Source organism: Micromonospora sp. NPDC004551, from assembly GCF_040609975.1.
In the GTDB taxonomy this organism is placed as follows: Bacteria; Actinomycetota; Actinomycetes; order Mycobacteriales; family Micromonosporaceae; genus Micromonospora.
This window is the reverse complement of sequence record NZ_JBEXLM010000010.1, coordinates 70,092-95,117: the sequence shown is the minus strand read 5'-3', so window position 1 is coordinate 95,117 and position 25,026 is coordinate 70,092. Positions and strand designations below refer to the sequence as shown.

At 72.5% G+C, this 25,026-nt stretch carries 21 protein-coding genes; 9 read left to right on the top strand and 12 right to left on the bottom strand.

Annotation, left to right across the window (positions count from 1 at the left end; genetic code table 11):
* Nucleotides 1-186 precede the first annotated feature (186 nt).
* The 3 genes from ABZW14_RS14570 to ABZW14_RS14560 all read left to right on the top strand — a co-directional run bounded on the left by ABZW14_RS14570 (nt 187) and on the right by ABZW14_RS14560 (nt 6,134).
* Nucleotides 187-1,269 (top strand): GTP-binding protein, encoded by a 1,083-nt coding sequence (locus ABZW14_RS14570; protein ID WP_355345354.1) that lies wholly within the window; start codon nt 187-189, stop codon nt 1,267-1,269.
* A 15-nt stretch (nt 1,270-1,284) separates the two neighbouring features.
* Nucleotides 1,285-4,968 (top strand): GH116 family glycosyl hydrolase, encoded by a 3,684-nt coding sequence (locus tag ABZW14_RS14565; RefSeq protein WP_355345351.1) that lies wholly within the window; start codon nt 1,285-1,287, stop codon nt 4,966-4,968.
* A 167-nt stretch (nt 4,969-5,135) separates the two neighbouring features.
* On the top strand, nt 5,136-6,134 hold the full coding sequence (locus ABZW14_RS14560; RefSeq protein WP_355345348.1) for a LacI family DNA-binding transcriptional regulator: 999 nt from the start codon (nt 5,136-5,138) through the stop codon (nt 6,132-6,134).
* Between the two features lie 135 nt (nt 6,135-6,269).
* Here the strand turns inward: ABZW14_RS14560 and ABZW14_RS14555 are convergent, their stop codons facing one another.
* From ABZW14_RS14555 to ABZW14_RS14540, 4 genes are all read right to left on the bottom strand, one after another.
* Nucleotides 6,270-7,904 (bottom strand): fucose isomerase, encoded by a 1,635-nt coding sequence (locus ABZW14_RS14555; RefSeq protein ID WP_355345345.1) that lies wholly within the window; start codon nt 7,902-7,904, stop codon nt 6,270-6,272.
* Entirely contained in the window at nt 7,901-9,439 is a 1,539-nt protein-coding gene (locus tag ABZW14_RS14550; protein ID WP_355345342.1) for an FGGY family carbohydrate kinase, read from the bottom strand. The genes ABZW14_RS14555 and ABZW14_RS14550 overlap by 4 nt, the downstream gene beginning before the upstream one ends.
* Before the next feature lie 1,056 nt (nt 9,440-10,495).
* On the bottom strand, nt 10,496-11,011 hold the full coding sequence (locus ABZW14_RS14545; RefSeq protein ID WP_355345339.1) for a putative immunity protein: 516 nt from the start codon (nt 11,009-11,011) through the stop codon (nt 10,496-10,498).
* Complete coding sequence (locus ABZW14_RS14540; RefSeq protein ID WP_355345336.1) at nt 11,008-11,628, bottom strand: putative immunity protein; 621 nt, start codon at nt 11,626-11,628, stop codon at nt 11,008-11,010. The genes ABZW14_RS14545 and ABZW14_RS14540 overlap by 4 nt, the downstream gene beginning before the upstream one ends.
* Before the next feature lie 208 nt (nt 11,629-11,836).
* Here ABZW14_RS14540 and ABZW14_RS14535 point away from each other — a divergent pair, with 208 nt between their 5' ends.
* Both ABZW14_RS14535 and ABZW14_RS14530 read left to right on the top strand, forming a co-directional pair.
* Nucleotides 11,837-12,031, top strand: a complete 195-nt coding sequence (locus ABZW14_RS14535; RefSeq protein WP_355345333.1) for a DNA-binding protein — start codon at nt 11,837-11,839, stop codon at nt 12,029-12,031.
* 79 nt (nt 12,032-12,110) lie between these two features.
* Nucleotides 12,111-12,512 carry a hypothetical protein gene (locus tag ABZW14_RS14530; RefSeq protein WP_355345330.1) on the top strand — a complete coding sequence of 134 codons (402 nt, stop codon included), beginning with the start codon at nt 12,111-12,113 and terminating at the stop codon, nt 12,510-12,512.
* A 71-nt stretch (nt 12,513-12,583) separates the two neighbouring features.
* On the opposite strand, the gene ABZW14_RS14525 is transcribed toward ABZW14_RS14530, so the two are convergent.
* The 3 genes from ABZW14_RS14525 to ABZW14_RS14515 all read right to left on the bottom strand — a co-directional run bounded on the left by ABZW14_RS14525 (nt 12,584) and on the right by ABZW14_RS14515 (nt 14,576).
* Nucleotides 12,584-12,970 (bottom strand): hypothetical protein, encoded by a 387-nt coding sequence (locus tag ABZW14_RS14525; RefSeq protein WP_355345327.1) that lies wholly within the window; start codon nt 12,968-12,970, stop codon nt 12,584-12,586.
* 103 nt (nt 12,971-13,073) lie between these two features.
* Complete coding sequence (locus tag ABZW14_RS14520) at nt 13,074-13,322, bottom strand: hypothetical protein (protein WP_355345324.1); 249 nt, start codon at nt 13,320-13,322, stop codon at nt 13,074-13,076.
* Between the two features lie 258 nt (nt 13,323-13,580).
* Nucleotides 13,581-14,576, bottom strand: a complete 996-nt coding sequence (locus tag ABZW14_RS14515) for a hypothetical protein (RefSeq protein WP_355345321.1) — start codon at nt 14,574-14,576, stop codon at nt 13,581-13,583.
* A gap of 150 nt (nt 14,577-14,726) precedes the next feature.
* Here ABZW14_RS14515 and ABZW14_RS14510 point away from each other — a divergent pair, with 150 nt between their 5' ends.
* Nucleotides 14,727-18,068 carry a BTAD domain-containing putative transcriptional regulator gene (locus tag ABZW14_RS14510; RefSeq protein ID WP_355345318.1) on the top strand — a complete coding sequence of 1,114 codons (3,342 nt, stop codon included), beginning with the start codon at nt 14,727-14,729 and terminating at the stop codon, nt 18,066-18,068.
* Between the two features lie 25 nt (nt 18,069-18,093).
* On the opposite strand, the gene ABZW14_RS14505 is transcribed toward ABZW14_RS14510, so the two are convergent.
* Nucleotides 18,094-18,777, bottom strand: coding sequence for a hemerythrin domain-containing protein (locus tag ABZW14_RS14505; protein ID WP_355345315.1), 684 nt, complete (start codon nt 18,775-18,777; stop codon nt 18,094-18,096).
* A 326-nt stretch (nt 18,778-19,103) separates the two neighbouring features.
* Between ABZW14_RS14505 and ABZW14_RS14500 the strand changes: the two genes are divergently transcribed.
* The gene (locus ABZW14_RS14500; RefSeq protein WP_355345312.1) at nt 19,104-19,967 is read left to right on the top strand and encodes an AfsR/SARP family transcriptional regulator; all 864 of its coding nucleotides are present in this window, start codon (nt 19,104-19,106) and stop codon (nt 19,965-19,967) included.
* Here the strand turns inward: ABZW14_RS14500 and ABZW14_RS14495 are convergent.
* The 4 genes from ABZW14_RS14495 to coaD form a co-directional block, all read right to left on the bottom strand.
* Nucleotides 19,915-20,715, bottom strand: coding sequence for an SDR family NAD(P)-dependent oxidoreductase (locus ABZW14_RS14495; protein ID WP_355345309.1), 801 nt, complete (start codon nt 20,713-20,715; stop codon nt 19,915-19,917). The two genes, ABZW14_RS14500 and ABZW14_RS14495, sit on opposite strands and share 53 nt — an antisense overlap.
* Nucleotides 20,716-20,789: 74 nt before the next feature.
* Nucleotides 20,790-22,067 (bottom strand): lanthionine synthetase LanC family protein, encoded by a 1,278-nt coding sequence (locus tag ABZW14_RS14490; RefSeq protein ID WP_355345306.1) that lies wholly within the window; start codon nt 22,065-22,067, stop codon nt 20,790-20,792.
* A 119-nt stretch (nt 22,068-22,186) separates the two neighbouring features.
* A complete protein-coding gene (locus ABZW14_RS14485; protein WP_355345303.1) occupies nt 22,187-23,203 on the bottom strand; it encodes a GNAT family N-acetyltransferase in 1,017 nt (338 codons plus the stop codon).
* 146 nt (nt 23,204-23,349) lie between these two features.
* On the bottom strand, nt 23,350-23,808 hold the full coding sequence (gene coaD, locus ABZW14_RS14480; protein ID WP_355345300.1) for a pantetheine-phosphate adenylyltransferase: 459 nt from the start codon (nt 23,806-23,808) through the stop codon (nt 23,350-23,352).
* A gap of 142 nt (nt 23,809-23,950) precedes the next feature.
* Here coaD and ABZW14_RS14475 point away from each other — a divergent pair, with 142 nt between their 5' ends.
* Entirely contained in the window at nt 23,951-24,322 is a 372-nt protein-coding gene (locus ABZW14_RS14475) for a VOC family protein (RefSeq protein ID WP_355345297.1), read from the top strand.
* A gap of 91 nt (nt 24,323-24,413) precedes the next feature.
* Complete coding sequence (locus tag ABZW14_RS14470; RefSeq protein ID WP_355345294.1) at nt 24,414-24,977, top strand: hypothetical protein; 564 nt, start codon at nt 24,414-24,416, stop codon at nt 24,975-24,977.
* The last annotated feature ends 49 nt before the right edge of the window (nt 24,978-25,026 follow it).

Here is a 25,026-nt window from a genome sequence, read left to right as displayed (position 1 = left end):
AGTTGCGATCAGGTTAGGCAGCCGTGGCACGACGGTCAATCCTTGAATGTTCACCACGAGGTCGGCGGCACTTCGGCGTTGACAGCCCCACCCGCCACTCCTATGGTCCACGAACAGAACTGAGCAAACGATTTCTCGTTCACGAGAGCGCACCGCGCTCGTGCGGCGCGCTGGGAGGGGGCAGCCGTGCCCCGACTCGTCGTCCTCACCGGATTCCTCGGCGCGGGCAAGACCACCACCATGCTGGCCGCCGGACGGCTGCTCACCGCACGCGGCGGCCGGGTCGCGGTCATCACCAACGACCAGGGCAGCGACCTGGTCGACACCCAGCTGGCCCGGGACGCGGTGCCCGATGTCGGCGAGGTGACCGACGGCTGCTTCTGCTGCCGCTTCGAGGATCTCGCCGGCCTGGTGACGGACCTGCTCGACACCGGACGTGCGGACACCATCCTGGCCGAGGCCGTCGGCAGCTGCACGGACCTGCAGGCGACGGTCATCCGCCCCCTGCGGGCCCGCTACGGCGACCGCCTCACGCTGGCTCCCCTCACCACGGTCGTCGATCCGGCGCGGGTCGGCGTGCTCGACGGCGACCTCGGCTACCTCTTCGACCGTCAGCTCGCCGAGGCGGATCTCATCGCGGTCAACAAGTCCGACACCCTGCCCGGCGCCGCGTTCGGCGTGTTCCTCGACCGGCTCCGGCGCGGCCACCCCGGCGCGGACGTCCTCGGCTACAGCGCGAGCCGCGGCGAGCACCTCGACGAGCTCGTCGCGCGGTGGACCGGCGGGCCACCGCGCGGCCGCGACGTGGACCTGGACGTCGACTACGACCGGTACGCCGCGGCGGAGGCGCGGCTGAGCTGGCTCAACCAGGTCTGGCAGGTCTCGGCCGACGGCGGGTTCTCCGCGCGACGCTGGGCGCACGTCGCCCTCGAATCGCTCTCCGCCGCCTGCGCCCGGCGGGGAGACGTCATCGGTCACGCCAAGGCCGCCGTCCGGTCCCCCGCCGGGCTGATCCGCATGAGCGTCGTGGCCGCCGGTGATCCGCCGCGGCACGAGCCCACCGGGCCCGACGGGCCGCCGGTGGCCCACGCCACCGTGCTGCTCAACGTCCGCGCCACCTGTCCACCCGAGGACCTCGAGTCACTGGTACGGGCCGCCGCCTACGGCGCCGACGTCGCGGCCGGCGCCGCCGCCCGGCCCGGCCCGGCGGACGCGTTCGCGCCGTCGTACCCCCGCCCTGTGCACCGTCTCCCGGCCGCACCGGCCTGACCGTCAGGAGCACCCATGGCAGACCAGTCGTACGACCAGTGCTGCGGCGGCAACGCCTGCGGCCCGAACCGCCGCCAGTTCCTCACCCTCTCCCTCGGGGTCGCCGCCGGCACCGTGCTCGCCGGTTCCCGGGCCGAAGCCGCCGCCGCCCTCGGCGTACCCGAGGATCGGCTGATCGGCGTACCGGTCGACAAGGCGCTGCCACCCGACTGGTCCACGGCGCTGTACCGCCGGGGCGAGCCGACCAGCTACGAGGGCGCCGACCTCCGCTGGCTCGGCATGCCGGTCGGCGGCGGCGCCACCGGCCAGCTGTACCTCGGCGGTGACGGGCGGCTGTGGAACTGGGACATTTTCAACCGGCCGGCGGCCGGCACCACCGACGTCGGGTACGCGAACCCTCGCCGGCCCGCCTCGCCCGTCCGGCACGGTTTCGCGCTGCGGACCCGGTCGGACGGGCGGGTCCAGACCCGCGCCCTCGACGCCGACGGCTTCGATCAGGTGCGGTTCACCGGGCAGTACCCCATCGGCACGGTCCGGTACCGGGCCACCGACGCTCCGGTCGAGGTGACCCTGGAGGGGTTCTCGCCGTTCGTACCGCTGTCGGTCGCGGACTCGACGCTGCCGGCGACCGTGCTGGTGTACACGCTGCGCAACACGTCGGACCGCACGGTGGACGCCACCCTGCTCGGCTACGTCGAGAACCCCGTCTGCCTGGACACCAGGACGCAGCGCGGGATCACGCTGCGGTCGGCGGCGTTCGGCGACCGGTCGCTGCGCGGAGTCCGGTTCTCGGCCGCCGAGCAGACCGAGCCGGCCGACCGCCCCGACGTCGTCTTCGAGGACTGGGAGCGGGACACCTACGACGGCTGGACCGTCGAGGGCACCGCCTTCGGCGCCGGCCCCGTGCTGGTCTCCGACATACCGGGGTACATGAAGGGCGGCGGGCCGCTCAACGCGACCGGACAGCGTCTCGTCACCTCGCACGACTTCCGCGGGGCCAACGGCGACATCGGCCGGGCCGACGCGCCGACCGGCAAGCTCACCAGCGCCCCGTTCACGGTCCAGCGCAAGTCGGTCCGGCTGTCGGTCGGCGGCGGCAACCATCCCGGCCAGACCTGCGTCAACCTGCTCGTCGACGGCGCGGTGGTCGCCACGGCGACCGGCCGCAACGCCGAGGCGATGCACACCGTCTACCTGGACGTCTCCGCATACGAGGGTAAGTCCGCGGTCATCGAGATCGTCGACGCCCACACCGGGGCCTGGGGCCACGTCAACTGCGACCGCATCGTGTTCACCGACGTCGCACCCCGACCCGAGATCGTGTTCGAGGACTGGGAGCGGGACACCTACGACGGCTGGACCGTCGAGGGCACGGCCTTCGGCGCCGGCCCGGTGCTGGCCTCCGAGGTGCCGGACTACATGAAGCGCTTCGGCGACCTCGGCGCATCGGGGCAGCGGTTCGTGACGTCGCACGACTTCCGCGGCTCCGGCGGTGACTCGGGACGGGCCGACGCCGCCACCGGCAGGTTGACCAGCCGGCCGTTCACCGTCGCGCGCCGCTACGTCAATGTCGCCGTGGGCGGCGGGAGCCACCGCGGCAGCACGTGCGTGAACCTCCTGGTGGACGGCGCCGTGGTGGCCAGCGTGGCCGGCCGCGACGCGGAGCCGGTCAGCGTGGCGACGATGAACGCGTCGGCGTACCAGGGCCGCACGGCGGTCATCGAGATCGTGGACGCGGACACCGGCGGATGGGGGCACGTCAACGTCGACCGCATCGTGTTCAGCGACGTGCCGACGGACACCCGGCCGCTGGACCAGGTGCCCGACAACGGCACGCTCGTCCTCGCCGCGCTCGACGGCCGGGCGGTGGCGCGTCCGTCGCTGGCCGGATGGGACAGCCTCGACGAGGTGTTCGCGGCCGATGCCGGTCCCACGGAGGTCGACGGCTCGCCGGCCGCGCAGGCCGGATCGGTGAGCGTCGGGGTCCGCCTCGCGCCCGGGCAGAGCCGCACCGTGCGATTCGTGCTGGGCTGGCACTTCCCCGTGCCGGACCGCGTGTCGCTCGGCTTCCTGCGCGGCTCGGACAGCCTGCGCCGGCACTACGCGACCCGGTTCGCCGACGCCCGCGCGGTGGTGGAACACGTCGCCCACGACCTCGACCGGCTGGAGGCCGACACCCGCGCCTGGGTGAAGACCTGGTACGCGGACGCCACCCTGCCGCACTGGTTCCTGGAGCGCACCCTGGCTCCCGCGTCGACGCTCGCCACCAACACCTGCTACCTGTTCGACGACGGACGCTTCTACGGGTGGGAGGGGGTGTACTGCTGCGCGGGCACCTGCGAGCACGTGTGGAACTACGCCCAGTCGATCGCCCGGCTCTTCCCGCAGCTGGAACGCGACACCCGCAGCAGGGTGGACCTCGGCATCGGATTCCACCCGGAGACCGGCGAGATCGGCAACCGCGCCGAGGCCGACATGGGCTGGGCCACCGACGGTCAGTGCGGCACGATCCTGCGCTGCTACCGGGAACACCTGACCGCGCCCGACGACACCTACCTGCGGGTGAACTGGTCCCGGCTACGGCGCGCGCTGGAATGGATCATGGAGCACGACGCGGGCCCGGACGGCACACTCGACGGCGCACAGCCGAACACGCTCGACACCACCTGGTACGGCCAGATCGCCTGGATCACCGGAATGTACGTCGCGGCGCTGCGAGCGGGCGCGGCGATGGCCGACGAGGTGGGCCAGGCCGAGTTCGCCGACCGGTGCCGGGCCCTCGCCGATTCCGGCAGCCGCCACCTGTCCACGGAACTCTTCAACGGCGAGTACTTCATCCAGCAGGTCGACCCGGCCCACGCCGATGTGATCAACAGCAATCGGGGGTGTCACATCGACCAGCTCTTCGGGCAGAGCCTCGCCGGTCAGCTCGGGCTCCCCCGTGTCGTGCCGGCGGAGCAGGCCGTCAGCGCCCTGGATAGCCTCTACCGGTACAACTTCACGCCCGACCACGCCGCCTACCGGGAGGGCAACGTCATCTCCGGCGGCCGCTGGTTCGCGATGGACCACGAGTACGGCATGCTGATGACCAGTTGGCCGCACGGTGGCGCCGACACCGCAGCCGGGAATCCGGCGAGCTGGGCCGCCATGTACTTCAACGAGGTGTGGACGGGCCAGGAGTACCAGGTCGCGGCGCACATGCTCCAGGAGGGCCTGGTCGAGGAGGGGCTCACCCTCACCCGGGCGGTGCACGAGCGGTACGCCGCCGGCAAGCGCAACCCGTACAACGAGATCGAGTGCGGCGATCACTACGCCCGGGCCATGGCCAGCCACGGTGTCTACCTCGCGGCCTGCGGATTCGAGTACCACGGCCCCCGCGGCCACATCGGGTTCGCGCCCCGGATCAGCCCCGACAGATTCGCCGCCGCGTTCACCGCGGCCGAGGGGTGGGGCCTCTTCCGGCAGGAGCGCCACGGCCGGCACGTCACCGCTACGGTCGAGGTCCGGCACGGCCGCCTCCGGGTGTCCAGCGTCGCCCTGGCGGTGACGCGGTCCCCGGCACGGTTGACCGTACGTCTGCGCAATCGCACGCTGCCGGTGCGTGACTGGTCGTGCCGGGACGGGCGCCTGCTCGTTACCTTGGACGCCGAGGTCGTGGTCGGTCGGGGGGACGCCCTCCAGGTGATGCTCGACGGCTGAACGTGTCGGCGCTCGTCACGGCTCGTGACGAGCGGCGGCCCGGGAGGTCCGTGACTATTCCGTCATTTTCCGCCCGTAAGATGCCCAGTCCCCGCACCGGCGAGGGTGCGGAATGCGGGCACTCGTTGTCGGGCTTGTCATCGTAGGAATCCACCGGATGGAGGCGAATGGCGACGATCTACGACGTGGCACGGCAGGCTCAGGTCTCGCCCGCGACGGTTTCGCGGGTGCTGAACGGCCGCACCACCGTCGATCCGGTCATGGCCGCGCGCGTGCACCAGGCCATGCAGGACCTCGACTACCGTCCCAACGCGGTCGCCCGCAACCTGCGCCTGAGCCAGACCAGCCTCTGGGCGGTCATCATCTCCGACATCGGCAACCCCTTCTTCACCTCGATGGTGCGTGGGGTCGAGGACGTCGCGCAGAGCGCCGGCTACTCCGTGGTCCTGTGCAACACCGACGAGGACCCGGAGAAGGAGTCCCGGTACATCGCGGCGGTCCTCGCCGAACGGATGGCCGGCGTCATCATCTCCACGTCGGGCCGCTCAACGGTGATCAACCGGCTTCTCGATGCCCGCATCCCGGTCGTAGCGATCGACCGTCAGCTGCGCGGCGTCACCATCGACACGGTGCTCGTCGACAACGTGCACGGGGCGGGGCTGGCGACCACACACCTGCTCGACAACGGCTACCAGCGTGTCGCCTGCATCACCGGCCCCCGCCGGATCTCCACGGCCGCCCAGCGGCTCCGGGGCTACCAGCGCGCGCTGCGGGCGCGCGGACGGGAGGCGACCGACGCCCTCGTGCGGTATGCGGACTTCCGCGAGGAGGGCGGCTACCGGGCCATGGCCTCGCTGCTCGACAGCGACAACCCGCCCGACAGCGTCTTCGCCACGAACAACCTGATGACCGTGGGCGCCGTCGAGTGCCTCGTCGACCGTGGCATCCGGGTGCCGGACGAGGTCGGGGTCGTCGGATTCGACGACATTCCGTGGGCACACCTGGTCCGGCCGTCGCTGAGCACCGTCTCCCAGCCGACGTACGACCTCGGACGCGCCGCCGCCGGGCTGCTCACCGAGCGGATCGCCAACCCGTCGCGGCTGCCGTCGACCGTCACGCTCAGCACCGGGCTCCAGGTGCGCGACAGCTCCACGCGCCCGAGCTGACCGTTCGCCGGTACGAGGGGCCGGGGAGCCTGTCGCAGGCTTCCCGGCCCCTCGTCATCACCCCGGCGCCTCGGCCGGAGGGGTGGCCGCACTCCGGCCCGGAGACCCGACTGGCCGGGCCTCCGGGGCGCGTACTCAGAGGTTGACGTCGCCGCAGAGGTGCACCTGGACGCCGAGTTCGGCGAACAGGGCGGCCTTCACCCGCAATGCCCGGTCGGCGACCTCCGCGTCCGGCGCGTAGGCGACGTTCAGATGGTTGGCCTTGTGGCGGGCCATCAGCTGGTCGCGGCCGACCCCGTGCAGCACGGCATGCATGATCGGCCACTGCGGATTCGTGGCCTGCAGCCGGCGCCGGGTCTCCTCCGCCGGAAGCTCGACGACGGTCGCGCGACCGAGGTCGACGTGCAGCCCGCCGTCCATGATGAACACCCGGGACCACACGATCTCGCCGGGCTTGGAGACCCCGCTCAGCGTGCCGCCGCCGAGCGGGAAGAACATCGGCGGCTGCCGCATGCTGTACGACTTGTCGTACCCGCCGTTGTGGGACGCCGGCACCGAGCCGGAGATCTCGAACACCCAGACGAAGTCGTCGCCGTAGGTCTCCCCCCACCGGATGTCGTGCAGGGTCGTGGCCGGGTCGAGGCCCATGGCGGTCCAGATGCGGTTGGTGACCAGCGAGTCGACGGCCACCCCCTCGTCGACCTCGTTGAAGTGCGGCAGCGGTGCGCCCGCGTAGAGTTCGCGGCTGCCGTCGCGGCTGCGCACCGGTGGCCGCTGGACGTTGTTGAGCAGCCCCTCGGCCAGGTCGCTGGCCGGGACGGTGTCCTTCAGCCCCTGCTGGTACTGGATGCCGACCGCGTCCAGGCCGAAGTCGTCGGCGATGCGCAGGGCGGCGATGTACATCTTGAACTGGCTGGTCAGCTGAGCGTCGGTGAGCTCGGTCGCCTCATCGGTGCCGGTGTGGAAGGTCATCCCGGCCTCGTCCAGCCAGCGGCGGACCGCGTGGGCCTCCTCGTCGGGGACCCGTGCCATCTCGGCGACCAGCGCGCTCTGCGACAGCCGTTCCTTGTAGATGCCCAGCGGGTTGATCAGCTCGTCGTCGAAGATCGCGTTGTACATCCCCATGCAGCCCTCGTCGAAGACGCCGATGATGGCCTTCTCCCGGGACAGTTGCGCGGCCAGGGCGCGACCGAGTTCGACCTCCGCGTCGTCCGGCAGGGCGGGCAGATCGCGGACGTGACCGGTGTCGTGGCGCAGCTCGCCGGTCTCCAGCCAGGTGCGCAGCCCGTCGACCGCCCAGTCGTCGGTGAAGTCCCGGCTCCACAGCGCGGAGTGCCGCACGTCCGCCTTGGTGAGGCTCGCGGTGAGGTTGAGCAGGCCGACCAGGCCCGGGAACTCGCCGCTCCAGTTGGCGACGATCAGGATCGGTCCCTGGTGGCTGCGCAGCCCGGCCAGGACATGGTGGCTGTACTGCCAGACCGCCTCGACCACGATGAGCGGCGCGTCGGCCGGGATGCGCTTGAAGACCTCGATGCCGGCCCGCTGGCTGTCGATGAAACCATGGCCCTTGTCCGGGTCGAACCCGTGGCCACGCTCGACCTTCCAGCCGAGCGCGTTGACCGCGGCCGCGAGGTCGGCCTCCAGCTGCTGCTGGGTGGGCCAGCACGTGACGTTCGCGCTGGGCCGGAGATCGCCACTGGCCACTGTGTAGACGGTGCCGGGCGCCGCGGCGGGCGGCTCGGCCAGCACGGGCAGCGGGTAACTGGTCATGGGGCGACTCCTTCGGTGCGTGGGGTGTCGCTGACCGCCGGCGGGCCGGCGGCCAAAAGACGGTCCTGACGTGCGGCGAGCGCGTGCGCGACCCGCTTGGAACTCGTGTACAGCTCCCGGTACAGCCCGTAGAGCTCGTCGTAGTCGGCGGCCAGCTCGGCCCGGGGCTGCCGGATCTCCTTGACGGGGTTCCACGCCTCGATCGAGACGGGCCACCCGGTCCGCGCGGCGAGGAACGCCGCCCCGTAGCTCGCGCCGATGGTCTGCGACGGGATGACCTGGGCACGCCCGGTGACGTCCGAGACGATCTGGGTCCACAGCCCGCCCTGGGTGCCGCCGCCAACCGCCACGATCCGCTGGATGTCACCGCCGCTCGCCTCGATCGTCTCGATGTTGTGTCGCACGCCGAGAGCGGTCGCCTCGAGCGCGGCGCGGTACAGGTCACCGCGGCTGTGCGAGACGGTGAGGCCGGCGACGACCCCACGCGCCCGCGGATCCAGGATGGGGGTGCGCTCGCCCGCGAAGTACGGGAGCACGAGCAGCCCCTTCGCCCCCGGACCGGAGGCCTCGGCCAGCCGGAGCAGCTCGGGATAGTCCGGTGAGCCGAACAGCTCGCGCAGCCACGCCGTGATCGCGCCCGAGGTGGCCAGGCCGCCGGCGAGGTTCCGCGTCCCGGGCAGTGCGCCGACGGTGCCCCACAGCGACGGGTTCGTGAGGCGGGCGGTAACCGTGTGGACGAGGAACATCGTGGTGCCGTACATCAGCATTAGGTCGCCGACGCCGTGGGCGCCCACGCTGATCGCCTCCGACCAGGCGTCGATGGTGCCCGTGACGACCGGTACGCCCGCCGCCAGGCCGGCCTCCGCCGCCGCTCGCGAGGTCAGCGTCCCGGCCACCTCGCCGGGCCAGCGCAGCGGCGGCAGGACCAGATCGGGTGCGATCTGCGTGGCCCACGGCGCGTACCAGTCCTGGCCCTCGGTGTCGTACAGAGGTGTGCACTGGCTCGCCGAGTGGTGGTCGAGGACGTAGCGGTCGGTGAGCTTCCAGGCGAGCCACGAACTGGGCATGAACAGGTGCCGGGCCCGGGCGAAGAGCTCCGGTTCGTTGTCGGCCACCCAGGCCACCTTGGCGCCCGCCGCCTGGCTGGACAGGGCCGAGCCGCACCGCCGGAGGATCTCCTCCGCGCCGAACCGCTCGGTGAGACGGGCGATCTGCTGGGTCGAGCGGGTGTCGACGCCGTAGAGGACGGCCGGGCGCAGCGGAGCGTTCGCGGCGTCCGTGAGCAGCACACACGGGCCCATGCCGCTCACCCCGACGGCGACGACGTCGGCGTCGCCCGGTGCGAGGAGTTCACGGCTGAGCGCGACGAACTCCTGCCACCAGACGTCCGCGTCCATCTCCACCCAGCCCGGTCGGGGGCGGCTCACCTCGTGCGTGCGGGTCGCCGAGCGGAGGACCCGGCCGTCGGCGTCGACGAGGACACCCTTGCTGCTCGATGTGCCGATGTCGACGCCGAGGACGGCCGCAACCTTCATGGCGCCACTGTTCCAGCAATCGATTTCCGAATCAAGACCGATCCGTCGATGCCTTTCCCTGCCGGGCGCGACCCCGCGCGCCGGCGTGCTGGTGTATCGCCTGATGAGCGCGGGTGTCGGCGCGGCCGGCCGAAGTCGACACCGGCGGGAAATCGTTAACTCACTTCGGCTTCGGGGGTGGTGGACCCGCCGACCCCTCGCGAAGCCGGCCCGGGATCTGACCTGCGCGCGCCCGCACGCACGACCGCCGTACGGCCAGACCCTGGTCCCCGTCGACGGGCCCGGCGCCCTGCCGCGGTGGCGTCTGGGGCGAGTGCGAAAAGGCGTGGCCTCGCCGGCCCGTCCCGCCCTACCGTGTAACGGGATCTTCCGGTCCGCCCCATTCACGAGAGGACTTCACCCCGCGTGACCCCGCCTGCTCTCTAGACCTGACACCTTCGCCGTGCATCGGTCGCCGACGTCGCCGTCGGCTCGTTTCCCATGCCTTTCGTCAGGTCTTCAGAGAGATCGGTCATGTCTACGCGTCCTCATATCGCCCTGTCCTGGAGTCTTCGGCGCACGCGCCTTCCCCTGCCCGCAGTCCGCTGCGTACACCCGGTCGCCTGCGTTTCCTGCGACCGCACCGGCACCATCACCGTTCACGATCGCGGCCCGGTCCGGTGCCTGGGCCCGATCCGTGCGAGCTACTCCGGCAACTCCTCTCCCCTCCTCGTCGACCCGGTGGTCCTGCGTCCCGAACGGCTGCTCACCCAGGTGCGATATTCCGGTGAACCGCACGCACCGGGACTCGCCGTGCGTCCTGGGGCGAGCCGCCGCCGTGGACCCGAGCCGGGCCGAGAGGCGAGGTGGCCCTGCCCCGGGCTGCGTCACGCGGCGGTCCGCGCACGGTCGCTCATGACCGGGCGGGAACGAACGTCAGGACCGGCCGGATACCGGCGACGACGGTGAACACCCCGGTGCGGAAACCCTGACGTAGCCGAAGAGAGTGCCCTCGATCATGCCGATCGGAGGGCACTCCACGGCCGCGTCTCCACAGGTGGCCGGGCAGGGTCGGCTTCAGCAGTCGAACACCGACCAGCAGATGTCGTTGCGCAACCTCTGGTCATCGAGTACGAGCTCGCGGATCGCCTCCGGGAGCTGATCGCGCTGCCACTGGCATTCGAGTCGCCCTGCGGCCTCGCTCTGGCCGTCCGGTGCCGCGGCACGTACCGCTTTGATCGCGTAGGCGGCCGCGCCGAGCTCGTGCGCGGCCACGTGGGCGACGACCGCGGCCTGGCCGGCGGCGTACGCGGCGTACCGTGCCGCCCCGCGCAGGTTCCTGGCCGCACCCATCGCGTGGCCGCCCGCCGCGCGAGCCTGCATCATCTTGACCTCGCCCCGGACCCAGGCCCGGGCATGCTCGATCGCATGCCGGGGTCGCGGGTCGCCGGGCCGGGCCGATTCGAAGAGGCCGAGGACGTGTTCCGCACACGAGGCGGCCCAGAGAGCGAGGCGATGGTGATCGGCATCGGTGAGAGTCCCCCCACGGCGGATCGTCACGAAGCGGGGGTCCCGGACCTTCGGGAGGATCATGACCGGCGCTCTCCCCTACGCGGGTCGCCGTGGCCCGGTCCGGGGTTCTCCGGCGACGTGTCAGGCGCCTGACGCAGCGAGCGGTCCAGTGCGCTCATCAGCTGGGCGACGCGGCTACTGCCGCCTGGCGCCGGCGGGTAGCGGCGGAGCACGTCGACGAGCAACGGTGTGGCGCGCTGCCGCGACCGTTCCAGCAGTGCATCCCCGGTCCTGCGGTCATCGCCCGCCCTCATCTCGCCGATGCGCGCGACGCTGGCGGGGGCTCGCAGGATGTGGCCGACCTGGCTGGCCCGGGCGATGGGGTGCAGGTATGCGGCTGAGGCGGCGTCACCGGCAGATCTCGCGGCCAGTCGCGCGGCTTCGGAGGGTGCGGACCGGGCGGCTCGATGAGCATCGAGGGACGTGAGGCGCTGCACGTTGGTTCTCCTGGCGCCGTTGACGAAAGCCCAGGCGGCCTCGATCGCCGCCCGGGGGCGCGGATCATCGGGAACAGCCTCCTCGAAGACCGACAGGACGTCCTCGGCGTGCCGGACCACGTAACGCGCCACGACGCGCAGCTCATCCATCGTCAGGTCGAAGTCTCCGGACAGGGTGTGCGTGCTCGATGCCATGTCCATGAATCGTATCCTTGAACTGTCGGTTGAGGCTCTGCGGCGAGTCCCCTGCTCGTCGGCGCCGGGAACCCTCAATCGGAGGTCACCGGCGGCGCGTCGGCCGCGGGTGCGGAACCGTCATCTCGACGTCGACGGCGTGCCGGTCTTCGCCAGGCGGATCCCCGCCGCGCCAAGCGCATCCGGCATGCGATCGGCGGTCTAGCATCGAGCGGTGGATTCGCCCCTCGACACCTTGCCGAAGATCGGCGCACCAGCGACGCGGGCGCTGAACGCCGCCGGCTACACGGCGCTGCGCCAGCTCGCGGGTGTGCCGCGCGCAGAGCTTGCCCGGTTGCACGGCATGGGCCCGAAGGCACTGAACATCATCGAGGCCGCCCTCGAACAGCACGATCTGCGGCTGACCTGACGGTGGCCTGACGGGCCAGGTGGATGCGCCGTCGCTTCCTCGGCTCACCGGCGCAACCCCTTGGGTTTACCCTCCCGCTATGACGGGCGCCGTGGCACCGCGGGCGGGCATGACGATCAGCATCCGGACCCGGCGCGATGTCGTCGTGATGGATCCGGACCGATTCCTGGCCGCGGCACGGCAGGCGCTGCGCGACCGCCACCCGGGTCTGACCGACGCCGAGGCAGCCGAGGCGGTGGCCGACGTCCACGACGCCGTACACGCCATACTCGATCGGGACGGAGCGCTTGCCGCCGACGCCGTGAATGGAGACACTGCTCGTGGACTCCTGCCCGGCACCCGGGTCAGCGACCGGCCGGACGGCCTGTCACCCGCCGGCTGGCTGCAACAGGTGGTGGTCGACGATCCGCAGCCGCTGCAGGACTATGGCTGCTTCCTTCCGGCGGATCCCTTTGCGGTGCCCCCTACCCCGGGCGGTTAGCAGCACGGATCGCTGCTCGGTCAGCGGGCCAGGTGGCGGCGGTACCGAGTCCGACACGGCCCGGCCGACGCTCAGGCTGACGGGTCACCGCCGCCGTCCTCGAAATCACCGGCGAGCGAGTCCGGGGCGCGCATGCGCCACGCGTCGGTGACGAGCTCCTTCAGCCGATCGACGCTCACCTGCTCCATCCGCAGCATGACCAGGGGCAACCCGTCATATGCGGGCGTGGTGAAGAAGACCTCCGGCTCGCCCAGGAGCAGCGCCTGCTTCTCCGCTTCGTCGCCCACGTACAGGACGGCGATGTCGGTCCGGATGCGGCGCGGCGCGCCGGGCCTGCGCTCGGGGTAGGACCAGACGAACCCCTTGTCGGCGACCCGGAAGTCGAAGCCGTCACTGTCGATCTCGACCACGTGAGGCAGCGCCCGCGCCAGGCGACGGATGTCGTCCGCGTCAGCCATCGAGGTCGCTCCGGGACACCGCCTCCTGCATCCGTACAGCCTAACCACCGCGCCGCCGCCCCCTTTATCGGCTTGAGGCGCCGGTCCTGATGGTCGCGAACAATCAGGGTCGGCCCGGCCAGGCCTCGTCCCAGATCGTCCAGACCCGCGCGGCATCAACCGACTCGGGACCGACGGCCACCAGTACGGAGAGGATCGCGACAAGGCGGGTGAACACCACGATTGACGAGCCGAGCTTTCCCTCGCCTGCGCCCGTGACGACCAGCCCGACGGGGAGATCATGACCAGCGGCGTGCAACGCCGTTCGGTACTCGGGATCGGCCAGCCCGAGCGTGACCTCATCGCACGGCACCGAAGGGCGACGGATGCCGGCCCGAGGTCGAGCCGGACGCCGGGCGAGTCCGAGGCGCGGGCCATGAGCAGGCCGTACGAGGATGCGTGGCCCAGCCGGCCCCGGTACTCCACACCGACAACGCCGGCGGGAGCCGGGACGGGACCATCGTCGCCGGTCCACACCACCAGGCGTGACAACCGGTGCCGGGCGAGGTCCCTCCGCACCGCGTCACTGTATCCATACGCACACGTCCGTTTCGGGTGATGCCCTGTGCGGTCAGCGACCGCAGGCCCGGCACGGCGGGCGGGTGGCGCGGTGGTAGGCGAGGGCGGCGGCCCCGAGCCCGCCGCCCCACACCCAGTACGCGGGCATCGCGACCCAGAAGAACGCCAGCGGCAGCGAGCCGTCGCCGGGATCCCAGGTGCCCGTCGCCGTCTCGATGGCGAGTTGCACCATGCCGACGCCGAAGTACACGATCAGCCCCCCGGCGATCGCGTACCCGGGCCCCAACGGCAGCCAGCGCGGCACCCGGTGCCCGGCGAGCAGCGGCACCCAGCGGGGGAAGCTTCGCCCCCAGGAGTGCACGAGGGCCAGCGGCAGCACCACCCCGGCCAGCAGGAATCCGACCTCGAAGACCAGCATGGAGGGGCCCCCGTTCAACGGGTTGTCGGTCCAGCCGACCGCGACCTGTGCGAGCAGCCGGACCAGGCATCCGGCCACCGCCAGGTATGCGCCCCACCAGGCCCACCAGGGGGTCCCCGCCGCTCGGCTCCCGTCATCGGTCCGGCCGGTGGCACCCGTACGGCTGCACGGCGGGCAGTCCCCGCGCCACCGGCGCTGGTACGACAGCGCGGCGGCGGCCAGCAGCGCCGCCCCGGCGAAGCAGCCGGCCCGGCTCAGGAACGCACCGAGGTGGAACGGCAGCCCCAGGCCGGGGATCAGCAGTCCGACCGCGTCCAGGAGCAGGATCGGGCAGGCCGCCACCAGCGCGGCACTGACCGCCCAGGCGGCGATCGCCAGCGGCCAGCGCCAGCCGTCCGCCGCCCTCAACAGGAGCGCCGCCACGGCGCCGGCGGCACAGAGGAGCACGGCAGCCCAGCCCGTGAAGCCGATGAGGTCCGAACCGATCGGCGGGAAGGAGGGAGCACCCGCGACCGCCCAGTAGACGCGTACCGCGCCGTAGCCGACCGCCCACACCAGGACCGCTGGCGCCGCCCAGGCGAAGGGGGCCTTCGGCGCAGCGGTCTTCTCGTGGTTCCGGGTTACTGTCATGGCGTCCAGCGTGCCGCCGATCCGACCACGCCGACCTCTCCCGAGAGAGGGAGCGCCTCCCCCGTCCGAGGGAGGGTGCGGCCAAAGCGTGATCAAGGAACTGTCGGATTACGGATCTCCACGGCGGCTTCGGCTCACTACGGTGGCAGCGTGACGACGGTCGGTGTGCTCGGCCCCGTGTGGGCGATGCGGAACGGCACCCCGATCGACCTCGGGGCGCCGCGGCAGCGTGCGGTGCTGGCGAGGCTCGTCGCCGGCGGCGGCCATGTGGTGTCGGTCGACCGGCTCATCGAGGACCTCTGGTCGGGCGACCCGCCGCCGCGCGCCCAGGCCGCCCTCCAGGTGTACGTGTCGAACCTGCGCCGGGCGCTGGAGCCGGATCGTCCGCCCCGCCGTCCCGCCCGGATCCTCGTCACGGCGGCCCCGGGCTACGCCCTGCGGCTGTCGGCGACGGACGTGGACGCCTGGCGGTTCGAAGCGGCGCTGCGGACGGCGACGCGGGGCACCGAGACGCAGCCGCGGGCGGCGCTGGCCGGGCTGGACGAGGTCCTCACCCGCTGGGGCGCGGCCACCCCGTACGCCGAGTTCGCCGGGGAACCGTGGGCGGACCGGGACCGCGAACGGCTGGTCCGGCTCCGGCTGACCGCCGTCGAACAGCGCGCCAAGCTGCTGCTCGACCTGGACCGTGCGGACGAGGTGATCCTCGACCTCGATCCGCACGTCCGGGACCACCCGCTGCGGGAGCAGGCCGCGATGCTGCTCGCGGTCGCGCTGTACCGCCTCGGACGGCAGGCCGATGCCCTCGCCGTGCTGCGATCGGTGCGCGCCGCGCTGCGTGAACAGTTGGGCATCGAACCCGGCCCCGAGCTGCGGAGCCTGGAGACCGATCTGCTTCGGCAGAACCCTCGCCTGGGGCCGCCCGCCTCCCGGGTCGCCCGGCCCTCGGCCGTGGCCGGGCGGGCCGATCCGCCGGCCGTCGTACCCGATCGACCGGCCGCGGCGCCGTCGATGCTCGGCCGCGCGACCGAGTTGGCCCGGATGCGCTCGGCGGCCGACCGCGCCACCGCAGCCGGCCTCGGCATCTGCTGGGTCGGGGCCGAAGCGGGGGGCGGGAAGTCGACGCTGGCCCGGCACCTCGCTGGCTCCCTCGCCCGGGACGGGTGGACCACGGCGATCGGCACCTGCCCGCCGGTGGATGGCGCACCGCCGGCGTGGGCATGGCACGAGGTGGTCACCGCCGCCCGCGGGCGGCTCCCGCTCGACGAGCCGGAGTCCCGCGGCCTGCATCTCCTCCTGGGCACCGGCACCGCAACGCCCGCCGACTCCCGCGGGCAGTACGACGAGTTCCACCTGCGCCAGGCGCTGGGCGCCTACCTGTCCCGGCTGGCCGGCCACGGCCCGCTGCTCGTCGTGATCGAGGACATCCACCGGGCCGACGGTGAGACCCTGCGCATCCTGCGCCACCTCACGGCCGCCCTGGCTGAGGCGCCCGTCCTGGTGGTGGCGACCTTCCGCCCCGACGAGGTGACCGACGACGTCGTGGTGGCCCGGGCCGCGCTCACCGGCGTACCGGCGGTGGAACTGCACCTCGGCGGCCTCGACGACGCGGCCGTCACCGAGCTGCTGCGTCGCCATGACGTCGACACCACCGACACCGAACTGCTGCGCACCGTGCGGGAACGCTCGGCGGGCAATCCGCTTTTCACCATCGAGCTGGCCAAGCTGATCGCGGCCGAAGGCCCCGGGTCAGCGCTCGACGGCATTCCCGCCGCGCTGGGTCACGTGCTGACCCGGCGGCTGGCACGGCTGCCGGCCACCACCCGGACGGTGCTGCGGCACGCCGCCGTCCTGGGCTCCGACGCCGAGGTCGACATCCTGATCGCCGTCGACGGCGGCCCCGAGGAGCCGGTCCTCGACGCCCTGGAGGCCGGGGTGACCGCGGGCCTGCTCGTCGAACCCGAGCCGGGACGGATCCGGTTCGCGCACGCCCTGATGCGGGACGCGCTCTATTACAGCGTCCCGCTGCTGCGACGTACCCGGATGCACAGCCGGATCCTCACCGTGCTGCGGGAGCAGCGCGTCGATGACGTGGCGGTGCTGGGGCGGCACGCCCTCGCCGCCCTCACCCCGGCCACCGCCCAGGACGCGATCGGGCACCTGGCCGCCGCCGCCCGCCGCGCCGGTGACCTCGGCGCGCCTCGGGAGGCTGCCGCGTACTGGACCGGCGCGCTGCGCGCGGCCGACCTCGCCCCGGCGGTTCCCGCCCGCGTACGTCTCGACGTGCTCTGCGATCTGGCCACCGCGAGCGCACTCGCCGGTGACGTGCTGGGCGCCCGCGCCGCACGCGCCGAGGCGGTGCGGCTGTCCACCGGGATCGACGACCCGCGGGCCGTCCACTCCGCACTGACCTGCTTCGACGCCCCGGTGACCTGGACCATCCGGCCCGACCGCGCCGTCGACGAGCCGTTGGTCCGGCTGCTCCAGCAGGAGCTGTCCCGGGTGGGCGACGACCGCGCGGCGCTGCGGTCCCGGCTGCTGAGCACGCTCGCCTTCGAGATCGAGGGCGCCGACCTGCGGCGCGCCGACGAGGTCACCCGGGAAGCCCTCGCGCTGGCCCGGCGGCAGGACGATCCGACGGTGCTCTGCCGCGCGCTCAACGCCCGCTACTTCGTCACCGTCGCCCCCGCGCACCGCGCCGAACTGCCCGATGTCGGGCGGGAGCTGCTGGCGGTCGCCGAGGCCGCCGGGCTCACCGCGTACCAGTGCGAGGCCCACCACATCCTCTACCAGGCCGCGCTCGCCGAGGCCGACTTCGACCGGGCACGTCACCACGTCGACCGGGCGATCGAGCAGGCCACGACCGGTCAGCTGGGCCTGATCCTCGCCGTCATGGGGTGGTTCACGGGCCTGCGCGCTCTCTTCGCCGGTGATCTCGATGAGGCGGCCCGCCGGTACGCGGAGATCAGCGATCGGATGAGCCGTATCGGTGGTCCCAACGCGGCGGCGATGGGGCTGATGGGCCGGTTCACCGTGCTGAGCGCCGTCGGGCGCGGGCACGAGGTGGTCGAGGAGATCCGGCAGGTGCATGCACGCGTGCCGGATGACACGCACGACGTGCTGGCCCACGCGCTGCTCTCCTGCGGCGACCGGGAGGCGGCCCGGGCCGTCTGGCGGCCGGAGACCCCGATCCGCCCCGACTACCTGTGGCTGTACTGGATGACGCTGCGCGGGCAGGTCGCGGCGCGGCTCGGCGACCGCCCGGCCGCGCGGCGCTGCTACCGCGAGCTGCTGCCGTGGGCCGGGCGGTTCGCCGGCCTGGAGTGCGGGTCGATCTCGCTCGGCCCGGTGGACCAGACCCTCGCCGAGCTCGCCGCCGCGCTCGGCGAACCGGCCGCCGCCGCGCACCGCGACGCCGGGCTCCGGCTGGCCCGCAGGGTCGGCGCCGTGCCGTGGAGCGACGAGTCGGCGTACGTGCCGGCGGCGGTGTGTTGAACCGGGTCACCGCCGCTCGGACGTGTCACCCGCCGAAGACCGTCGCCTCCCGGCGGCGGAAGCCCGGTCGCAGCGCGGTGAGCATCAGCCGCAGCACGGGTCCGGCGATCTTCCTCAGCTCGTCCAGTTCCTCCGGGCGGGCGTACCGCTCGATCCTGGGCAGTTCGAAGCGCAGCGCACCGCCCCTGCGGACCGCGCGCTCCACGGTGTTCCAGTCGGCCACGCTGACGTAGCGCCGGATCACCGGGAAGATCAGCCGCTCCTCCTCCTCGATGTGCTCGTCGAGGACATCGCGCAGCTGAGCCAGGGCCGCGGCGAGTCGCCCCGCGACGGTGCGTACCCGGCCCGCCTCTGACGAGCCCTCGGCGAACGCTTCGATCAGCTCGTCCGCCCCCAGTCGTACCTCGTCCAGGACCGGATCGAGTGCGGCGTGGTCGTCACTGAGCTCCCGCAGATCGATCTCCGCGCCCGCCGAACGTCGCAGCACCGGCCAGAGGACCTCGTCCTCCATCTTGTGGTGGTGATGGATGCCGTCACAGAGCAGCCGCAGATACGTCCGCAGGGCCGCCGCGCGGCGGCGGTCGTACGCGATCTGTCCGGCAGCGACGCGGCTGAGCAGCTCGGCCAGCCGGCGCGTGTCAGATCGCATGGTGCGGTGGTTGATCCGGAAGCCGATGAGGTTCGGTTCGGGACGGGTCGTGGTGGCCATGATCTCCTCCGGCCGCGCGGCTGGCGGCCTGTTCGGGATGGGGCCGCCCCATTGGTGGGCCGCCCCCGGTGCCGGCGACGGACGGCCGGCTCGCTCTCGTGTTTGGCAACTCTCGGGGACGACACCTGGCGAACACTTGGCGCCGACTTGGCGGACACGCCTGCGGGACCCGACGACGACTGGTCGGACCGCCCCCACCGGCCGGCGGCCCGCCAAGCCGGCGTTAAGGGCCCGCCAACTCCGGCCCGGCCTCATGAACGGCGCACTGCGTCTCAGACAGCGGAGGAAGGATCAGCCATGACGACCAGGCACGACGGGCGGCTGTCGTGAGCGTTGCCGGTGACTCCGCCGCACGGGCGGGCCTGACGGTCGGGGTGCTCGGCCCGACCGTCGTGCGGCACGACGGCCGGGCCGTGGCCGTCGGCGGTCCGGCGCCACGTACGGTGCTGTGCCGGCTGGTCATCGCCGACGGCCGGTACGTGCCGATCGACGCCCTGGTCGATTGCCTGTGGCCGCACGACCCGCCACCGAGTGCCCGGATCACCGCGCAGGGCTACCTGTCGGTCCTGCGCCGGACGCTGGAGCCCGACCGGGCGCCACGGCAGCCCGGGCGGGTGCTCGTCCGGGACGGCGCCGGGTACGCGTTGCGGTTGGGGTCGAGCGCGCTCGACGTCGACCGGTTCAGCACGGCGGCGGCCCAGGGACGCGACCTGCTGGCCGACGGTGAAGCCGAAGCGGCGCTGGCCCGGTTCGACGCGGCGCTCGCACTCTGGCGGGGACGGGCGTACGCCGACTGCGCGGACCACGACTTCGTGCTCGCGGAGTCGCATCGGCTCCAGGAGCTGCGGACCGGTGCGCGGGAACACCGTCTGGCCGCCCTGGTCGAGCTGGGCGCCGACGACACGGCCGTCGCGCAGCTCCGGGCGTTCCTCACCGAACACCCGCTGCGGGAGCGGGCTTGGGCGCTGCTGGCGCAGGCGTTGTACCGGGCGGGCCGCCGCGGGGACGCCCTAGCAGTGCTGCGCGAGGCGCGGAACCGCCTCATCGGCGAACTCGGCGTCGAGCCCGGACCGGAACTCGCCGAACTGCACCGCGACATCCTGGACCAGTCCCTCCGCCCACCGTCGGCATTGAAGATCAACCGTCAAGGTGCTGGCGGGAGGCATCCTCAGGCAGTTGCACGCCGGTGAGCTCCCCGCAGCGCGCGAGCAGCTCGTCCAAAAGTGCCGGGTCCATGCTGGAGAGGGACGGCCGCCACTCGCGCTGACTGAAATAGTGCCCACTGACCAGGACGTCGGCGTCGGTGCCCACGGCGAGGCGCACCTGGGCCCGCGCGGCGTCGTCGGGGCTCGTCGGCGCAGCGTCCCCGCCCATCCTGGTGCGTACCCAGCCGGGGTCGACCGCGTTGCTCAGGGTTCCGGGCCACCGACGGGCGACGGCGACCGCGAGCATCAGGTCCAGCAGCTTCGAGGTGGAGTACACCTCGACCCCGTTCCACGGGCGGGTGTCGTACTGCAGGTCGGCGAGGTCGACCACGCCGTCCGCGGCCATCGCCGACGACACGAACACCAGCCGCTCCGGCTGGGCAAGCAGCGCCGTCAGCAGGTACGGCGCGAGGACGTTGACCTGGAAGGTCGACTCCAGCCCGTCCCCGGTCAGCTCCCGCTCCGGGGCGTCCAGCCGGGCGATCCCCGCGTTGTGCACGATGGTGTCGAAGCGTCCAAACGCGGCCAGCGACCGGGCGAGCGCGCCGGTCTCCTCGATCGAGCGCAGATCGCCGACCGCGATCCCGGCCGCCGCCGGGAGCGCCGTCTTGGCGACCGCCGCCCGCTCCTCGTTGCGGGCGTGCAGGACCACCTGATGCCCCGCGGCGATGAGTTGGGCCGCGGCTCGCCGGCCGATGCCGTCCACCGAGCCGGTGACAAGAATGTTGCGCATGCCGTTCCTTCCGTCGTTGTGCCGCTTCACCCTGGCGCGACGGTTGGGAATCGATTGGAACCGCCGATGGCGGGTCAGAGCCAGGGCAGGACGGGCGGCGTGGCGGGGGCGGCAAGCCGCGCGAGCCAGCCGACGATCCCGGCGGTGCCCTGCATGAAGCCGGGTTCCGGCGGCAGGTCCGGCGGGGTCCTGGTGTGCTCGGTGTTGGACCAGGTGACGCCGGTTGAGGTGGGGACGGTGCGGGCGAGGACGTCCGCGGCGAGCACATTGGCCCAGGTGAGCAGGGCGGGGTCGGCGGTGGCCCGGAAGCGATCGAGCAGCAGCTGCCCGACGCCGGCGGTACCGCAGCAGCGGGCGAGGTTGTCCCAGTAGCCCGGGTACAGCCGCTGTGGGATGCGGCTGTCGCGCAGCGCCCCCAGGCACGCGTCGACGGCCTGCCGCCAGCGGGGCTGCGGGTCGACGGTGTCGAGGAGGGTGAAGAGCCGCACGGTGCCCGTGGGGCCGTGGCACCAGCCGAAGTTGACCGGCGGGCGGTCCGGGCGGGGCGGGATAAGCAGTGGCAACGCCCAGCCGTCGGGGTGGCTGCCCAGAGCCAGGAGGCCGTCGGCGGCGCGGACGGCGGTGTCGAGCAGGTCGTCGCGGTGCAGCGTGTTGCCGGCGGCGGCGAGGGCGTACGCGACGCCGGCCGTGCCGTGGGAGAAGCCGGGCATGAGGCGCTCGTGCCCGGCCAGCATGCGCCAGTGCAGCCCGTCCGGTCGGTCCTCGGCGAGCCCCACCAACCCGTCGGCGAGGAGGTGGGCGGCCTGCACCACGACACCGTCGGCACCATCGTCGCAGGCGTCGAGGAGGGCCAGCAGGATGCCCGCGTCGCCGGAGATGACGTCGGAGTACCGGGCCGGGTCCACGGGTCGACGCAGGAGCCGTTCGGCGATCCGCGCCGTCACCACAGCGGCGGCGTCGAGGGCGACCCGGTCGGCAGAGACCGCAGCCCAGGCGCGCAACGCAACCGCGACGCCGGCCCAGCCGCCGAACAACCCGTCGTCCGGCATCGTCGCGGCGTCCGGCTCATGCCGGGCGAGGTGCACCAGCCGGTCCCGGGCTCCGGCCGCGACCCGGTCGAGAGCCGACCCCGACGCAGTGGCCGCACCACCCGTCGTCGCCTCGACGGGACCGTCGGACGTGGACAGCAGACCGGCAGCCCCGGCCTCGGCGCAGCCGAGCAGGATCCCGGCGGTCCCGGCGTACAGGTCGTCGAAGCGTTCGCCCGCCTCCAGCCACGCCAGACCACCGTCGGCGGGCACCGCCACCGACTCGATCCACCCGAAGGCCCGCTGCACCACATCGACCGTCACCGCGCCGATCCTGCCATCCGCCGCCGGGGTCCTCGTCCAGCGCCGGGCTGGCGCGCCAAGAGCGGGGACGCACACCCTCTATAGCGTCCTAGGACATCAGGTTCGAGCCGGTGGCGCCATCACGGATACGTCGACGCGCGATCGGCGACGCCACGGTCGATCTGATCCGCCCACCCCACTCGGGCGAGAATGTCCGCGGCGGTCTCAGCGGGGGTGCGATCGTTCGTGATCGTGAAGTCCTCGACGGCGGGTCCGGCCGGTGCGGGCCGGGGCCGGGCCAGCGCCCTCAGGTGCCGCTCGAGCTTCGGTCCGGCGTCCCGCCGGCGCAGCCGGTCACGAACGGTGTCGACATCAGCGGTCAACCTGACCACACTGAGGTGACAGTCGGCGAGACTCTGTGAATACCGTTCCCGCTGGGCCACGCTCTCGACACCGGCGGCAACGACGACGAACCGCGCGCCGGCGGCCCTGAAGTTCGCCCACACCGAGGCCAGGTTGGCGCACTTGAGCTCGTCGTACACCCGTCCGCCGGCAGGGCCCACCGATGGGGGTGGCCCGAACTGAGCCAACAGATCGGTGTCGACGACGGCCGTGATGTGGCCGGCATCGGTCAGCACCCGCCCGACCGCGTCGGCCACGGTCGACTTTCCCACCCCGGCGACGCCGGTGAGCAGCAGGGCTCGACAGTCAGATCTCTCGACGGCTCCGGCGCCCGGTACGGGAGAGGCCGTGGCGTGCGGCTCCACGGGGAACCAGTAGCTGACCGTGGGACCTTGTGCGGCCGGACCACCGCCGAACGACTCGTACAGCGCCCGGGCCGGGGCGTTGGCCTCGCCCGTCGTCAAGAACATCCTGCTGGCACCGGCCTCCGCGCCGGCCGACAGGAACGCGCGGAGCAGTGCCCCACCGATTCCCCGCCGACGGTGCTCCTGCGCCACCTCCAGTCGATGGAGGTAGAGCATCGAGGAGGTGTCCGGCCGGATCAGGTGGTAGCCCCAGCACCATCCGAGGATCTCGTCACCCTCGGAGGCCACGAAGGCAAGAGCGCCCGGACTGCCGAGGAACGCCTGGCCACCGCCCGCCACCCCGAACCGGCCCATGGCGCGATCGAAGAGCCGAACGTCGGCCGCTGCCACCCGACTGATCACACACCATTCTGACTCCCGGCCCGCCGAGATCTCGACACACGGGAACGCGGGGATCTGCCGCTGACCGCGAACCGGCCGGCGTCCGCTCGTAGCCGAGGAGCCTGCATCCCACCGTCCGGTGCCCCCCCCGGGCGTTACTCGTCAGCGTTCGGCGACGGACGGGCCGACTGCGCCGAGCGGTACGCGCGTGCGGCCGTGGACGACGTGGCAGCCAGCTGCGGGCGGGACGGCAACCAGACGGTCTGCACGCCGAGCTGCTCGTTCATCGCAGCGAGCTGGTACTCGTGGCCGAAGTCCGCGGCCGTACGCAGGCCGCGGACGATGACCGTGGCGCCGCGGCGCAGGCAGTAGGCGGTGGTCAGGCCGGTCCAGGTGTCCACCTCGACGTTGCCCCAGGCCGCCGGCATGGCGTCGCGTACGAGCGCGGCCCTGGCCGCGGCCTCGGCGGTCGGTCGCTTGTCAGGGTTCACCGCCAGCAACACGATGATCCGGTCGAACATCACCCGCGCGCGGGCCACCAGGTCACGGTGCCCCGGGGTGAACGGATCGAACGTACCGGGATAGACCGCCAACGAACCGTTCACCGGCGCCATCCCGTCATCCGACGTTGCCGTCCACCGCGACTCCAACCGCATGACCACGATCATCCCAGCCGTACGGGTGCCGACCCGACTTCGGGGCCTTCGGGTGGTGCGGCGGCCCCGGAAGGTCGTAGCCACGTCCTACGGTGGGGCCATGGACTGGAAGATTGAACTCATCCCCGTTCCGGTGACCGACGTCGACCGCGCCAAGGCCTTCTACGAGAAGGTGGGCTTCAACGCCGACCACGATCACCGGGTGCACGAGGGCCTGCGGTTCGTGCAGCTGACACCACCCGGCTCGGCCTGCTCTATCGTGCTCGGCGACGGCATCACCGACAAGACTCCCGGCACGCAGGAGATCCAGGTGGTGGTCGCCGACGCCGAGGCGGCGCGCCGGCAACTGCTCGACGCCGGCGTCGAGGCCAGCGAGGTCGACGTGCAGCCATGGGGCAACTTCGTCTACTTCGGCGACCCCGACGGCAACAGGTGGTCGCTGCAGGCGATCGCGTCACGCCCGAACGGCTGAACGACGACCCACCGCATTCCCGGCAGTGCGCGTGATCGCGATCGGCTGACAATCAGCCTGGGTCAAGTGCGGCGGCCTGGAGGAGGCTGACATGGCGATCGGGCGACCGTCACGGCGGCGCGGCGGAAAGCTGCGCCTCATCGTCGGGATGATCGGTGTGCTCGCCATCGGGTTCGGTCTCATCTACGGATCGCACTGGCTGCTCAATCCCTGGGTGTCGCTGCCGGGGCGGCCCGGGCTGACCGGTTACTGGCAGGGCGACGTGACCGTGGCGCCCGGCGACAAACGGCACCTCGTGCTCCACCTCAAGGGCGATCCACCGAGTCGCTGCAGCAACTGCCCGGACATCGACGGCACCGCCGAGGTGTGCGGTGCCGGCCAGCACACGGAGTACGACGTGTGGGGCGATCCGCTGAACTTCCGGGGCACGCGCTTCGCTCTGAAGATCCGTCCGGTGCGGGACGGGCCGGGCCGTTACCTGAACCGGCTCGACGGGGAGCGGGACGGCGACGTGTTGACGGTCGAGACCGGCGTCACGGTCGTCGATGCCGACGGGGTGGCCCGGTCGACCACCAGCAGTGACCGGCCGTCGGAGCCGCCGTTGCGGCTGGAGCTGCGGCGGGCCACGGCGGCGGACTACCGCGCCGCGTGCTGACCGCAGATCGGTGGTGATCGGCATCCAGGCGTCCGGCATTCGGGCCTGA